The organism is Methylococcus sp. ANG (assembly GCF_040730495.1).
GTDB lineage: Bacteria > Pseudomonadota > Gammaproteobacteria > Methylococcales > Methylococcaceae > Methylococcus.
Window position 1 is genome coordinate 1,378,086 of the sequence record NZ_CP160399.1, and the last position, 12,878, is coordinate 1,390,963.

At 65.2% G+C, this 12,878-nt stretch carries 14 protein-coding genes; 9 read left to right on the forward strand and 5 right to left on the reverse strand.

All coding sequences use genetic code 11. The features are described 5' to 3' along the window. The first annotated feature begins 26 nt into the window (after nucleotides 1-26). The 8 genes from ABZN20_RS06525 (at nucleotide 27) to ABZN20_RS06560 (ending at nucleotide 6,941) form a co-directional block, all read left to right on the forward strand. Nucleotides 27-1,163 (forward strand): glutamate dehydrogenase, encoded by a 1,137-nt coding sequence (locus ABZN20_RS06525; RefSeq protein ID WP_218807141.1) that lies wholly within the window; start codon nucleotides 27-29, stop codon nucleotides 1,161-1,163. 209 nt (nucleotides 1,164-1,372) lie between these two features. Next, nucleotides 1,373-1,981 carry a hypothetical protein gene (locus ABZN20_RS06530; protein ID WP_255556505.1) on the forward strand — a complete coding sequence of 203 codons (609 nt, stop codon included), beginning with the start codon at nucleotides 1,373-1,375 and terminating at the stop codon, nucleotides 1,979-1,981. 96 nt (nucleotides 1,982-2,077) lie between these two features. After that, nucleotides 2,078-3,046: a DNA/RNA non-specific endonuclease gene (locus tag ABZN20_RS06535; RefSeq protein ID WP_367027145.1), complete on the forward strand. Its 969-nt coding sequence runs from the start codon at nucleotides 2,078-2,080 to the stop codon at nucleotides 3,044-3,046. A 10-nt stretch (nucleotides 3,047-3,056) separates the two neighbouring features. Further along, a complete protein-coding gene (locus ABZN20_RS06540; protein ID WP_367027146.1) occupies nucleotides 3,057-4,373 on the forward strand; it encodes a PepSY-associated TM helix domain-containing protein in 1,317 nt (438 codons plus the stop codon). A 257-nt stretch (nucleotides 4,374-4,630) separates the two neighbouring features. Continuing rightward, on the forward strand, nucleotides 4,631-4,975 hold the full coding sequence (locus ABZN20_RS06545; protein WP_218807145.1) for a hypothetical protein: 345 nt from the start codon (nucleotides 4,631-4,633) through the stop codon (nucleotides 4,973-4,975). Between the two features lie 179 nt (nucleotides 4,976-5,154). Next, nucleotides 5,155-5,508 (forward strand): hypothetical protein, encoded by a 354-nt coding sequence (locus tag ABZN20_RS06550; RefSeq protein WP_255556506.1) that lies wholly within the window; start codon nucleotides 5,155-5,157, stop codon nucleotides 5,506-5,508. Between the two features lie 224 nt (nucleotides 5,509-5,732). Then, the gene (locus ABZN20_RS06555; protein WP_367027147.1) at nucleotides 5,733-6,182 is read left to right on the forward strand and encodes a hypothetical protein; all 450 of its coding nucleotides are present in this window, start codon (nucleotides 5,733-5,735) and stop codon (nucleotides 6,180-6,182) included. Nucleotides 6,183-6,335: 153 nt separating this feature from the next. Next, nucleotides 6,336-6,941 (forward strand): peroxiredoxin, encoded by a 606-nt coding sequence (locus tag ABZN20_RS06560; RefSeq protein WP_218807147.1) that lies wholly within the window; start codon nucleotides 6,336-6,338, stop codon nucleotides 6,939-6,941. Between the two features lie 63 nt (nucleotides 6,942-7,004). Here ABZN20_RS06560 and ABZN20_RS06565 read toward each other — a convergent pair whose 3' ends face one another. After that, entirely contained in the window at nucleotides 7,005-7,289 is a 285-nt protein-coding gene (locus ABZN20_RS06565; RefSeq protein ID WP_218807148.1) for a hypothetical protein, read from the reverse strand. 244 nt (nucleotides 7,290-7,533) lie between these two features. After that, nucleotides 7,534-8,466, reverse strand: coding sequence for a cysteine synthase A (gene cysK, locus ABZN20_RS06570; protein WP_367027148.1), 933 nt, complete (start codon nucleotides 8,464-8,466; stop codon nucleotides 7,534-7,536). Nucleotides 8,467-8,653: 187 nt separating this feature from the next. On the opposite strand from cysK, the gene ABZN20_RS06575 reads away from it, so the two are divergent. Then, nucleotides 8,654-9,814 carry a MalY/PatB family protein gene (locus ABZN20_RS06575; RefSeq protein WP_367027149.1) on the forward strand — a complete coding sequence of 387 codons (1,161 nt, stop codon included), beginning with the start codon at nucleotides 8,654-8,656 and terminating at the stop codon, nucleotides 9,812-9,814. Between the two features lie 10 nt (nucleotides 9,815-9,824). Here the strand turns inward: ABZN20_RS06575 and ABZN20_RS06580 are convergent, their stop codons facing one another. From ABZN20_RS06580 to gnd, 3 genes are read right to left on the reverse strand one after another with little or no spacing between them, the layout of a single operon-like run. Then, nucleotides 9,825-10,289, reverse strand: coding sequence for a metallophosphoesterase family protein (locus tag ABZN20_RS06580; protein ID WP_367027150.1), 465 nt, complete (start codon nucleotides 10,287-10,289; stop codon nucleotides 9,825-9,827). A gap of 4 nt (nucleotides 10,290-10,293) precedes the next feature. Next, nucleotides 10,294-11,808, reverse strand: a complete 1,515-nt coding sequence (gene zwf / locus ABZN20_RS06585) for a glucose-6-phosphate dehydrogenase (protein ID WP_218807151.1) — start codon at nucleotides 11,806-11,808, stop codon at nucleotides 10,294-10,296. Beyond that, nucleotides 11,805-12,815 carry a phosphogluconate dehydrogenase (NAD(+)-dependent, decarboxylating) gene (gnd, locus tag ABZN20_RS06590; protein ID WP_423246434.1) on the reverse strand — a complete coding sequence of 337 codons (1,011 nt, stop codon included), beginning with the start codon at nucleotides 12,813-12,815 and terminating at the stop codon, nucleotides 11,805-11,807. Before gnd ends, zwf begins: the two co-directional genes overlap by 4 nt. Nucleotides 12,816-12,878: the final 63 nt, after the last annotated feature.

The following is a 12,878-nucleotide window of genomic DNA, read 5'->3' on the forward strand; positions in this document are numbered from 1 at the left end:
ATCAGTCCTGCCTACAGGAGTCTTGCATGAGGGACATATTCGACCCCGCCGACGAGTTCGGCCCCGCCCGCATCATCCATGTCTGGGAGCCTTCGATCGAACTGAAGGCGACCGTCATCATCGACAACAACGCCTTGGGACCGGCGATCGGCGGACTGCGCGTCGCTTCCGCGGCGTCCCCCGGCGACTGCTGCCGCCTCGCCCGCACCATGACCCTCAAGAGCGCGGCGGCCGACCTTCCCCATGGCGGGGGCATCGCGGTGCTCCACCAGGCTCCCGAAAAGACCCAAACCGCCCGCAGACGGCATCTGGTGAGGGCGCTGGCCGTGACGCTTCGCAGCGAAGACCAGTTCATCTTCGCGCCCGACATGGGATCCGACGAAACCGCCATGGCCTGGATCCGGGACGAAAATGCGAGGGCCGTCGGTCTGCCGCGCGAACTGGGCGGCATCGCTTTGAGCCGGATCGGCGCTGCCGGCTGGGGACTCTACCATGCCACCGAGGTGGCGCTGCTGTATTGCGGCTTCAAACTCGAAGATGCCAGGGTCGTCATCCACGGATTCGGCACGGTCGGACAGAACACCGCCCGCTACCTCGCGGAAAACGGCGCCGTCGTGGTGGGCGTATCCGACAGTGGAGGGACGCTCTACCATCCCCGGGGACTCGACATCGGAGAACTGGTCGCCATCAAGAAGAACGGCGGCAGCGTCGTGGATTCGACCGAGGGCGAACGCCTCGAGCGGGAGGCAACGATCGATCTGGACTGCGATATCTGGATACCGGCTGCCGGCGCCGACACCATCACCCAGGACAACGTCGCCCGGCTCAAGGCCCGGCTGGTGGTCGAAGCCGCCGATGCTGCTCTTTCACCCTCGGCTGAGCGCCATCTCCATGAAAAAGGCGTCATCTGCGTCCCGGACTTCATCGCCAACGCCGGCGGCCTGATCGGAGCGGCAATGGAATACCGTGGCGCCAACAAGGCTCAGGTCCTGAGCGTCATCAAGGAAAAAATCCGCCGCAACACGGAGAAAGTTCTACAGTCGGTCGAAACCGACGGCAGCCTGCCACGCCAGGCGGCGACCTTGCTTGCGACGAAGCCGATCGTCAAAGCCATGGGCTACCGCCGCTGGAGCGGCCTTTCCGCAAACCAAGGGGCCGGCTGAACCCCGTTCCCTGCCGCGTCGCCGGGAGGTCACCCAGTGTACACTGTGTTCGCGCTTGTGCTATAAAGCCACGCGATCCGTCGCGCTTATCGCGAGCATACCATACGGACATTACGCTGTTCTGACGAACAGACCATCAATCCCTGTTCCAGACGGAAAGTGGTTACACAAACATGGCGATGCAGAATTCAAAGAACGCGCTTCATCTTATGAAAGCCGGCGCCCTTTCCCTGGTCCTCGCCGGCATGATCGCAGGCTGCGGCGACAACGGCGGCTCCATCCCCGCGGCGTCGAGCTCGGAAGCCCGCATCAGCGGCAACGTCAGCGACCAGACCGGCCCGATCAACGAAGGACGCCTGCAGGTCACCGACAAGAACGGCGCGGTCGTCACTTCGTTCGACCTGAAAGGCACCAACCATTTCGAACTGGCCATTCCCGCCGGCACGGCCTATCCCATCGTCATCACCGTGACGCCCACCGACCCGAACGCCGCGTCCACGGCGCCGGTAAAGGCCGTGGTGACCAGCGACCTCGCCGACCGTCAGGACGTCACCGCCGTTTCGACCATCGTGGTCGATTCTGCCATCGCCCTGGGTGGCCTGACCGCCGAGAACATCGCGAAAGCCTCGGGCGGAGCCATCGGATTGCGTCAGAGCGCGGGGGTCAGCGCCGGAGCCGGTGGCGGCGGCGCGGGTCCGGGCCAGAGCGGCGGCGGCACCGGCCGCGGCGGCCACGGCGGACATGGCGCGAGCGAAGGCGGCCACGGCACGCACTCGGCAGCCACTCCCGCTCCGGACGCGCAACCCATGCAGCACTGAACGATCGGCGCTTCCGGCGCCCGGCAGGCCGCCCGACCGGTCAACACCGGTTCGGCGGCTTTTTCCGTTTCTCCAATCAGCGATAACCCGATCCGCTTGCCGCCCTTCCTTCCCTTCCCCGGCCGCCGAACCGGCGCCGGAAAACACCGGCGCCGACTCGCATTCCCTGCGGCACGCCTGCCCAGCCGTCTTCACGCCTCGGTATTGGGGCTGGCACTGATCGCCGCATCGGCCTTGTATGGCTACGAGGTCTTCCATGCCAGACCCCGCATGGCCTACCTGGGCGTTCCCCGCGCGGTCGACTGGAAACGGCCGCAGACCTGGACTCACGTGCTCCGCAACCGCGGCTTCATGCTCGGCTATTCGGAGCTGCGCGGCAATCCGCTTTGGGTCACCTTCGCTCTGCGGCCGGTCGCTCACGCCGGAGCAACTCACCGCCGCCCCGGCCATTTCAGTACGGACTGGCGCAACCTGACGCGGATAAGCCCCGAAGACTATACCCGCAGCGGCTACGACCGGGGACACATGGCGCCCAACCATGCGATGGACCTGCTGTTCGGCCGTCCGGGGCAGCTCGACAGCTTCCTGATGACCAACGTCGTTCCGCAAAAGCCGGAACTGAACCGCAAGCTTTGGGAGCGCCTGGAGGAAGCCGAGTTCGACCATTTCACCCGCCTGTTCGATCCGGTCTGGGTCGTCACGGGCCCCCTGTTCGACGCCCGGACGGAGCGGCTGAAGTCGGCTTTCCGGGTCGAAATTCCCGATGCCTTCTTCCGCATCTATGCCGCTCCGGGCGCGTCGAGCGAACCGCGCCTCCTGGCCTTCGTGGTGCCGCAGGACGCTCCCGGAAACACACCGCTGGACCGTTTCCTGGCCAGCGTCGATACGGTCGAGACCCTGTCCGGCCTGGATTTTTTCCACGAACTCGAAGACGCCGCGGAAGAACGCCTGGAAGCGGAAATAGCGCCGGAACCCTGGGGACTGCCGGAAGTGGCCCGGTTGCCCGGACGGTTTTCTTCAAAGCATCGCCGGCAAACCCCGGCCTCATCCGCCGCGGAACCATGAGGAAAACGGGATGATTACGAACCGGCGGCGCCGTCGCCAGCACTGGCTCAGGATTCATTCGATCCTCGCCTTGAGCGTCGGGCTTCTGTTCGTCCTCACAGGATTCACCGGCAGCCTGAACTTGATCGGGCCCGAACTCGACCGTTGGCTCAATCCGGAGCTCACGCTGGTCCCCCGCCCCGGCGCCGGGTTGTCGCCGGACCAGTTGATGGCATCCGTGAAATCCGCCCATCCCCGACGCTTCGGCGCCTGGCGGCTGCAATTCCCGGAATCGCCCGCCAGCCCGGCGATCGCCTGGTACGACAAACCGATCGAAACCAGCGAGGAACCGTACGCCCCGCTCATGGTGGCCATCGATCCCTACACGGGGGAAATACTGGCGAACCGGTTCTGGGGACATACGTTTGCAAGCTGGGTCTACCGCCTGCATTCCCAGTGGCTGCTCGGCGGATTCGGCCGGACGCTCGTCGGCCTGACCGGCCTGGCGCTCTTGGCCAGCCTCGTGACCGGCTTGCGGCTATGGCTGCCGGCCAGACGCCGCCTGCGCCGGGCGCTGACCGTCAAACCCAGGGCCGGCTTCAAGCGCAGGATTTTCGATCTGCACCGGGTCGCCGGGATTTACGGCCTGCCGATACTGATGACCGCGGTCCTCACCGGGCTGCATCTCGCCTTTCCCTCGCTATTGACGACCGTGACCGGTACCTCGGACTTCGGGCACCACGAAGCGCCCGATGCGGAAGAAATCGCCGCTTCATCCGCCGTTTCCGACACGCCGCTGAACCTGGCCCAGGCCATATTGATGGCCCGCGGCTTGTTTCCGAACGCCATCGTCGACAGCGTGACCACGCCGCGCGCAAGCAACGGCATGTACCGGGTGGACTTCCGCAGGCCCGGAGAGCATCACGCGCTCACCGCCGTCTGGGTGGACCCCTACAGCGGCCAGATCCGCCAAAGCCGCAACTCCGCCAACTTCAGCCGGGGACAGCGCTTCGTCGACGCCATCCGCCCCTTGCACAACGGCAGCCTGCTCGGCGTGACCGGCCGCATCCTGGGATTCCTGGCCGGTTTCGTTCCCCTCGCACTCTACCTGACCGGCATGGTCCACTGGCTGCACAAGCGACGGATCGACGTGGTCCGCTATTGTCCCCGCCTGCCCCCCGAATGGGTCCGGCTTTGGCGCCGCCATTGGCCCGAGCTGAAGGGCCTGCTGTCGGCTCTCGCCCGCGCTGTGGCGGCGCATTTCGCTCATGTCGCGTCCGTCCTGTTCCGCAGAATGCTGGCGCTCTGGGCGGAACGGCAGCGCCGCCGCACACCCTCTCAAGACTGAGCCCCCCGGACCGTCACAATGACGTGTACGACGCAAGAACAAAATCTTGTTATATTGGTTTTCAGGGTTTTCCCATGACGAAAACCAGGATTTTCCGCCGCCGACCTCCGCCGAGCGCGGCGGCGGAAAAATCGGCTCAACTGTGTTGGCAGGAGAAAGTATTGATGGCTAAGAGACCTTCATCCCGAGCTTCTCAGGATACCGAAGTAGAGAGCACCGTTGAAACCTCGACCGAGTTTTCCGCGACGGAAACTTCGGTGGAATCAGCCTCCGAAACCGAAGCCTCCAAGTCCACCGCGCTCACGGCGGTCGCAGTGGCCGTGGAAGGCCTGAAGGAAGGCGCCAGTCAGGCGCGCAAGGCCGCGGGCGAATTCATTCCCGCCCTGGGCCGTACCGTCTCCAAGGTCGTCTACACGGGCTCTTACGGCATTACCTACGGCGTGGTGTTCGGCGGCCTGATGATCGGCAGCCTGATTCCCAAGAACAGCGCCATAGCCAAAGGCGTGTGCGACGGAGCGGACTCCGCGGTCAAGGCGTTTACTAAACGTAAGGAGGAACAGGCATCGATCCCTGCTTCCGAGGAAGGCGTGGCGACGACCTGACCCCCCCCTCCGCACCAGACGCCGTTCTTCGCTATCCCCGCACCCTGCGGGGATAGTTTTTTCCGCCCCCTGATGGCGGCGCCAAGGCAAGCCATCGGCACCCAAAAAGATTTCATCGTTCTGTAACGGCGGGAGCGCAAACTGCAAAGCCCCAGGTTCTCGTTATGCGGCAACCATCCGTGGCGATACCAAAAGAAAAGGCAATTGCAGAACGCCAGCAGAACCCCGCCGGCGAATCCCGCCTGCCGGCGCGCATCGATCACTCCGAGCCGGGAGCGGCCGTCCGTTATCTCGAAAGCCTGCCGCGCGATGTCGGCTGGCTGCTGGTGACCGCCGGCATCGTCGCCGAAGTGGCACCGGGCGTCATCGGAACACCTTTCTGGGTCGCCGGCATGCTCATTCTCTGGCCGCGGATGGGCCACCGCATGGAACGCTGGATGCACCGGCGCGCGCCCAAGCTCCTTTACGGGGGACTACGGCAGATCGACCGGTTCCTCACCGACCTGGAGCGGCGCTATCCGCGGGCGCCCTGAAGGTGGGCGGCGCGACGGAAACCAGCGCGATTTCCCGCGCTCCTGGGTGAGTCCACACAGCCGGCGTCATACTCCGTTAAATTCGGAAAGCTATCCTGATCGCCGAATCAAGCGGTCTCGAGCGGTTCGAAGAAACCGGAAACGACCGTGGCACTCTATTTGCTGAATGGAATCTCGAACGCAGGTCATCCTGCCACTCCCGCTGAACGAAAACGGAGCCGCATATGTCTGAACCCTCCACCGGCCTGAATCCGGGACATCTGCACCCGCCGCACGTTTCGCCGCCCAGCGTATCCGGGGTCAAGCCAGGGGTGCCGCTCGGCCTGGAAGCTTTCTGCGAACGCCTCGGCCTCCTGGCCAACATCGGTCTGCCCTGCATGGTTTATTTGAGCGGCCCGGGAGTGGGGCAGCTGTTCATGGGCCCCTTGCGTCAATGCATGAGGGAAAAGGGACGCTTCGTGATCGAAAGCGATCAGTTCAGCCTTGGGTTGGAAGAACGGATGATCGGACAGATTTACCTGGCGGAGCAGGACGACGACGGCCAATCCGGAGCCGCGGTCGAGCTCTATCACCGCGACGGCGGCCTCATCACGCGCATCTGCGGCCTCCCGGATCCCGTGATCGGCGCGGTATGGCAGGACCTGATGGACGCCTTCTCGCACTCCACGTTGTGAACGCCGGCGCTGGTCTATTTCTGAGTATTTTTGTGTACAATCCGGTTGCCGATTTCTGGCTCTCTCTCAATATTTAGAGGGTCGCCGGGCAGGCCCCGAGGTTTCGCCCGGCACCGCGATTCAACACCGTCCATTCATTCAAAGGAGATCTGTATGAGCGTTCTCGTTGGCAAACCGGCCCCGGATTTCAAGGCGGCGGCGGTCCTCGGCTGCGGCACCATCGTCGACAGCTACTGGTTTTCGAAGGAAACGAAAGGCAAGTACGCCGCCATCGTGTTCTACCCGCTGGATTTCACTTTCGTCTGCCCGTCGGAGCTGATCGCGCTGGATCACCGCGTCGATGAGCTCAAGAAGCGCGGCGTGGAAGTGATCGGCGTTTCGGTGGACTCCCAGTTCACCCACAACGCATGGCGCAACACCCCGGTCGACAAGGGCGGCATCGGACCGGTCAAATACACCCTGGTCGCCGATGTCAGCCACGCCATCGCCAAGGCTTACGATGTCGAAGTCGAAGGCGCGGCCGTGGCCTATCGCGGCACCTTCCTGATCGACAAGTCCGGCACCGTGCGTCACCAGGTCGTCAACGACCTGCCGCTGGGCCGCAACATGGACGAACTGATCCGCATGGTGGACGCCCTGCAGTTCCACGAGGAGCATGGCGAAGTCTGCCCGGCGGGCTGGAACAAGGGCCAGAGCGGCATGAAGGCCGACCCGGAAGGCGTCGCCGCCTATCTGAGCCAGAACGCCGACAAGCTGTAACCCCGGCGGCGCACGGTTCAAACGAAAGCGCGGGCGGAGCCGGCCTCCCCCGCGCTTTTTGGCTTATCCGTTGGTCGGAGCCCGCAGCAGGAAATAGTGGCGAACGGCTATCGCCACCACCGCCCCCACCACCACCGAGGAATGCCCGACCAGCCCCGCCATCATGACGGCCGACCTGGCATGGAACTCGGCCATCAGGGGTTTGGCCACGACCAGGCTCCAGACGAAATTCGGTACGTAATAGGCCAGCAGGCCGGCAAACGCCCATTGCACCGCGGGCAACCCGCGACCTTCCGCCGAACGGTAGAACCAGATCGCAATCAGAATTGCGACTATGCCGCCGATCATAATTTCTCCTCCATAGTTTTCTTATTTCGACACGGGCCTTAACGTGAAAGTCGCAGCAACCTTACTCACCCTCTCCCTCTGGGAGAGGGGCGGGGTGAGGGTGAGGGTGAGCGTAGCGAGGGTGCCCGATCATGGCTAACAGTCGCTTTCATCATCCAGGGCAGCTGGTCGCCATGCTCGTTAGCCCCACCCGACCGATAAGATACAGGACTCGCGGCCCCGGTTCACGCCGCTACCCGAGCCTTCAGTCCGCCAGATCCGCGAACAGGGCGGTGCTGAGGTAACGCTCGCCGAAGGAGGGGATGATCGTCACGATCAGCTTCCCGGCATTCTCCGGACGGCGCGCCAGTTCCAGCGCCGCCCACAGCGCCGCACCGGAAGAAATGCCGACCAGAAGACCTTCTTCGCGGGCGGCGCGCCGGGCGAACTCGAAGGCGTCGTCGCTCTTCACCCGGATGACCTCGTCGTAGATCGAGGTGTTCAGGATCGGCGGCACGAAGCCGGCGCCGATGCCCTGAATCGGATGCGGCCCCTTCTCGCCGCCGGACAGCACCGGCGAGGCATCCGGCTCCACCGCGACACACTGGAGGGTAGGCTTGCGCGATTTCAGCACCTCGCCGATCCCGGTGACCGTGCCGCCGGTGCCGACGCCGGCCACGACGATATCGACCTTGCCGTCGGTATCGCGCCAGATTTCCTCCGCCGTGGTCTTGCGGTGGATTTCCGGATTGGCGGCGTTCTTGAACTGCTGCGGCATGAAATATTTCGGATCGGACGCCGCCAGTTCCTCGGCCTTGCGGATCGCCCCGCCCATGCCTTCCGGGCCCGGCGTCAGGATCAGCTCGGCCCCGTAGGCCCTCAGCAGCATGCGGCGCTCCTTGCTCATGGTTTCGGGCATGGTCAAGACACAACGGTAGCCGCGCGCGGCGCAGACCATGGCCAGGGCGATGCCGGTGTTGCCGCTGGTGGGTTCGACGATGACGGTGTCCGGGCCGATCAGGCCGGCCTGCTCGGCGGCGTCGATCATCGCCGCGCCGATGCGGTCCTTGACGCTGTGGGCCGGATTGAAGAATTCGAGCTTGGCGACGACCTCCGCCCCGCAGACCGCGCTGAGCCGGCGGATTCGCACCAAGGGGGTATTGCCGATGAGATCGGTGACGCTGTTGGCGATTTTCATGGGTCTGGCACTCGAAAGATTCCAAGGATAATGAGATCTTGAGCGGAGCGTGCGCCGCTCGTCGCGGCATTCTATATCCCCAGAAGGCAAGTGGGTTATTTCTTTTGCGAAGCGCCGCGTCACCGCCCCATGGCGGCGCCATCCGTTAAACTTGAAAATCTTTGAACGACTCCAGGAGAACAACCGGGTGGCTTCGGAATTCGACTTCGAAATCCCGCGCGCGGGCACGGCATCCGTAAAATACGAGGGGCGCGGCGCCTATTTCGGCAGCGACGACGTGATTCCGCTGTGGATCGCCGACATGGACTTCGCCGCGCCGCCCGCCGTCACGCGGGCCTTGACGGAACGCGCGGCCCATCCGATCTACGGTTATACCTTGTGCCCGGACAGCCTGTACGAAGCGCTGATCGGCTGGATGAAGCGGCGCCACGGCTGGGACATCCGGCAGGAATGGATACTCCTCTCTCCCGGTGTCGTGCCCTCGCTCCACGCCGCGGTGATGGCCTTCACCCAACCCGGCGACCCCGTGGTGATCCAGCCGCCCGTGTACCATCCGTTCTTTACGGCGGTCACCGTTCCCGGCCGCCGGCTGGCGCTGAATCCGCTGCGGCTCGAGCAGGGGCGGTACCGGATGGATTACGAGGGTCTGGAGCGCCTGTGCGCCGAGGGCGCCCGGCTCCTGATCCTGTGCTCGCCGCACAATCCGGTGGGGCGGGTATGGTCGCGGGACGAGCTGGCAGAAGTGCTGCGCATCGCCGACCGCTACGGCGTGACCGTGCTGTCCGACGAAATCCATCACGACCTGGTCTATCCGGGCTTCCGGCACATGCCACTGGCCGCGCTGGGGGACAATCCTCCCCATGTCCTGACCGCGGTCGCTCCATCCAAGACCTTCAATGTGCCGGGGCTGGGGCTGTCCGCCCTCATCGTGCCGGACGCCGGCCGGCGCAAGGCGCTGCGCGAGGTATTCGAACTGTTCCACATCGGCGCCTCGACGCCGTTCGCCCTCACCGCCTTCGAAGCCGCTTACCGCGAGGGCGAAAGCTGGCTGGAACGCTTGCTCTCCTATCTCGCCGAGACCCGGGACTTCGTGGCCGATTTCCTCGGCCGCCACGCACCGGCCATCAGGCCGGTCCCGACGGAGGGAACCTATCTGGTCTGGCTGGATTGTCGCGAACTGGGCATGAGCGATGCGGAGCTGAAGCAGTTCTTCGTGCGCCGGGCCCGGGTCGGCATGAATCCGGGAATCACGTTCGGCGAAGCCGGCAGCGGTTTCATGCGCCTCAACATCGGCGCGCCGCGGAGGATCATCGCCGAGGCGCTGGAGCGCATCGCCGGCGCGCTGTGAAAACCCGGCATCAAACGGCGATCCATTCGATCCGGGCCGACGGCGCGCCGTCGGCGATGTCGAGCAGGGCCACACTGACCGGCAGCTTGAAACGCCGCGGGCCGGCGCTGCCCGGATTGAGATAGAGCACCCCGCCGCTTTCGCGGATCGCCGCGCGATGGGAATGGCCGCAGACCACGGCGCCGAAACCCTCGGCCACCGGATCGATCGCCAGCGTCTGCAGGTCGTGCAGCACGTAACAGGCAAGGCCTGGGCATTCGACCACCGCGGTTTCGGCAAGGCTCTCGGCCCAGGCGCCGCGGTCGTTGTTGCCGCGCACGGCCACCACCGGCGCCAGTTCGCGCAGGCCATCGAGAATCACGGGATGGCCGATATCGCCGGCATGGACGATGAGATCGCTGCCCGCCAGCAGCGCGACAGCCTCCGGACGCAGCAGGCCGTGGGTGTCGGCAATCAGCCCGATGCGCTTCGGCACTGGACTACACGGCGTTGGCCCAGTGCCGGCCGTCCTCTTCCAGCAACTCGTCGGCTTCCTTCGGTCCCCAGGTCCCGGCGGCATAGTTGGGGAACGAGCGCGCCGGCAGCGCCTTCCAGACGTCGAGGATGGGCTGGATGACGCTCCAGCCGGCCTCGACCATGTCGGCGCGCTGAAACAGCGTGGCGTCGCCCGTCATGCAGTCGTGCAGCAGCCGTTCGTAGCCGGTGCTGGAGCTGGCGCCGAAATAGTCCTCGTAGTCGAAATCCATCTTGACCGCGCCCAGCCTCATGACCGGGCCGGGTTCCTTGGCGCCGAACTGGAGCGAGATGCCTTCGTTCGGCTGCAGATGGATGACCAGCCGGTTGGTCTGCAACTGCTCGATCTGGGTGTTCCGGAACAGGACCAGGGGGGCGCGCCGGAACTGGATCGCGATCTCCGTCACCCGCTTGGGCATGCGCTTGCCGGTGCGCAGATAGAACGGCACCCCGGCCCAGCGCCAGTTGTCCAGGTTCAACTTCAAAGCCACGAAGGTCTCGGTATGCGAATCCGGCGCCACGTTCGGCTCGGCGCGGTAGGCCGGTACCGGCTCGCCGTCCACCGAACCTTCCCGGTACTGGCCGCGGGCCATCCTGCTCAGCACCTCCTCCGGCGTCGGCGCCTGGATGGCGCGCAGCACCTTGGTCTGTTCGTCGCGCACCGCATCGGCCTCGAACGAGATCGGCGGTTCCATGGCCGTCAGCGAGAGCAGTTGGAACAAATGGTTGGGCACCATGTCACGCATGCAGCCGGCGTTCTCGTAGTATCCGCCGCGCCTTTCCACGCCGACGGTCTCGGCGGCGGTGATCTGCACGTGGTCGATGTAGCGGCGGTTCCAGATCGGCTCGAAGATGCTGTTGGCGAAGCGGAACACCATGATGTTCTGCACGGTTTCCTTGCCGAGATAGTGGTCGATCCGGTAGATCTGGCGCTCGTGCAGCACCTGCCGGATCTCGGCGTTCAGCGCCCTGGCCGAGTCCAGATCGTGGCCGAAGGGCTTCTCGATGATGACCCGCCGCCAGTGGCCGGCAGGCTCCTGCGCCATGCCGGCCCCGCCGAGCTGCTGCACGATTTCGCCGAAGAAGGCCGGCGCGGTCGCCAAGTAATAGAAATGGTTGTCGTCGATGCCGAGTTCGCCCCGGACCCGCTCGCACAGGTCCTTCAGGCGGCGGTAGTAATCGGCGTCGCGGAAATCGCCCTGGGCGAAGAAAATGCGTTCCTCCAGTCCGGTCCACAGCGCATCGTCCAGCTCGATGGCTGCGAACTCGTGGATCGCGTCGGAAAGATGCCGGCGGAAACCCTCCGTGTCCATGTCGTCGAAGGCCGCGCCGATCACCGCGAACTTCTTCGCGAGCAGCCCCGCCTTGGCGAGGTTGTACAAGGCCGGAACCAGCTTGCGCTTGGTCAAGTCGCCGGTGGCCCCGAAGATGACCATGACGCAGGAATCGCCGATACGTACCGGCGCGGTTTCGATGCTCATGTCTTTTCCTCATGCCCACCGAAAGCGAAACGCATCGCCGACAGGATCTTGCGGGCGAATTCATCCTCGCCCTGGGAGGAGAAGCGCTGATACAGCGCCGCGCTGAGCACCGGCGCCGGGGTGCCCTGATCGATGGCGGTCGCCACCGTCCAGCGGCCCTCGCCGGAATCGGAGACCCGGCCGCCGAACTTCGCCAGATCGGGATCGCGGCCCAGCGCCTCGGCGGTGAGGTCGAGCAGCCAGGATGACACCACGCTGCCGCGCCGCCACAGCTCGGCGATGTCGGCGACCGGCAGGTCGTAGCGGTAATGCTCGGGATGGCGCAGAGGCGCGGTTTCGGCATCCTGGGCCTTGCCGGCTTTGCCGATGTTGGCGCGGCTGAGGATGTTGAAGCCTTCGGAATAGGCCGCCATCAGGCCGTACTCGATGCCGTTGTGGACCATCTTGACGAAATGCCCCGCGCCGGCCGGCCCGCAATGGAGATAGCCCTGCTCGGCGGTGCTCCGGCTGTCCCTGCGGCTGGCGGTCTCGGCGATTTCACCCTTGCTCGGCGCCAGGGCCTGGAAGATGGGATCGAGATGCGCCACGGGTTCCGGCTCGCCGCCGATCATCAAACAATAGCCGCGCTCGAGGCCCCAGACGCCGCCGCTGGTCCCCACGTCCAGGTAGCGCAGACCGCGCCCGGCCAGGCTTTCCGCGCGGCGGATGTCGTCGACGTAATTGGAATTGCCGCCGTCGATCAGGATGTCGCCGGCTTCGAGCACGCCGGCGAGCCGCTCCGCCATGCGGTCCACCACGGCGGCCGGCAACATCAGCCATACCGGCCGCGGCGGGGCGAGCGCCGCCGCCAACTCCTCGAGCGAATATGCGCCGACCGCACCCTCCGCCGCCAGGGCTTCGACCGCTGCCCGGTCGAGATCGAACACCACACACTCATGGCCGGCGCGCAGCAGCCGCCGAACCATGTTGGCCCCCATTCGGCCCAAACCGATCATTCCCAAACGCATCTCAAACCTCCCGTCGAATCCGCCAGTCCGGCGGGCGCCGAACCGCAACAAGCCTATCGCAGG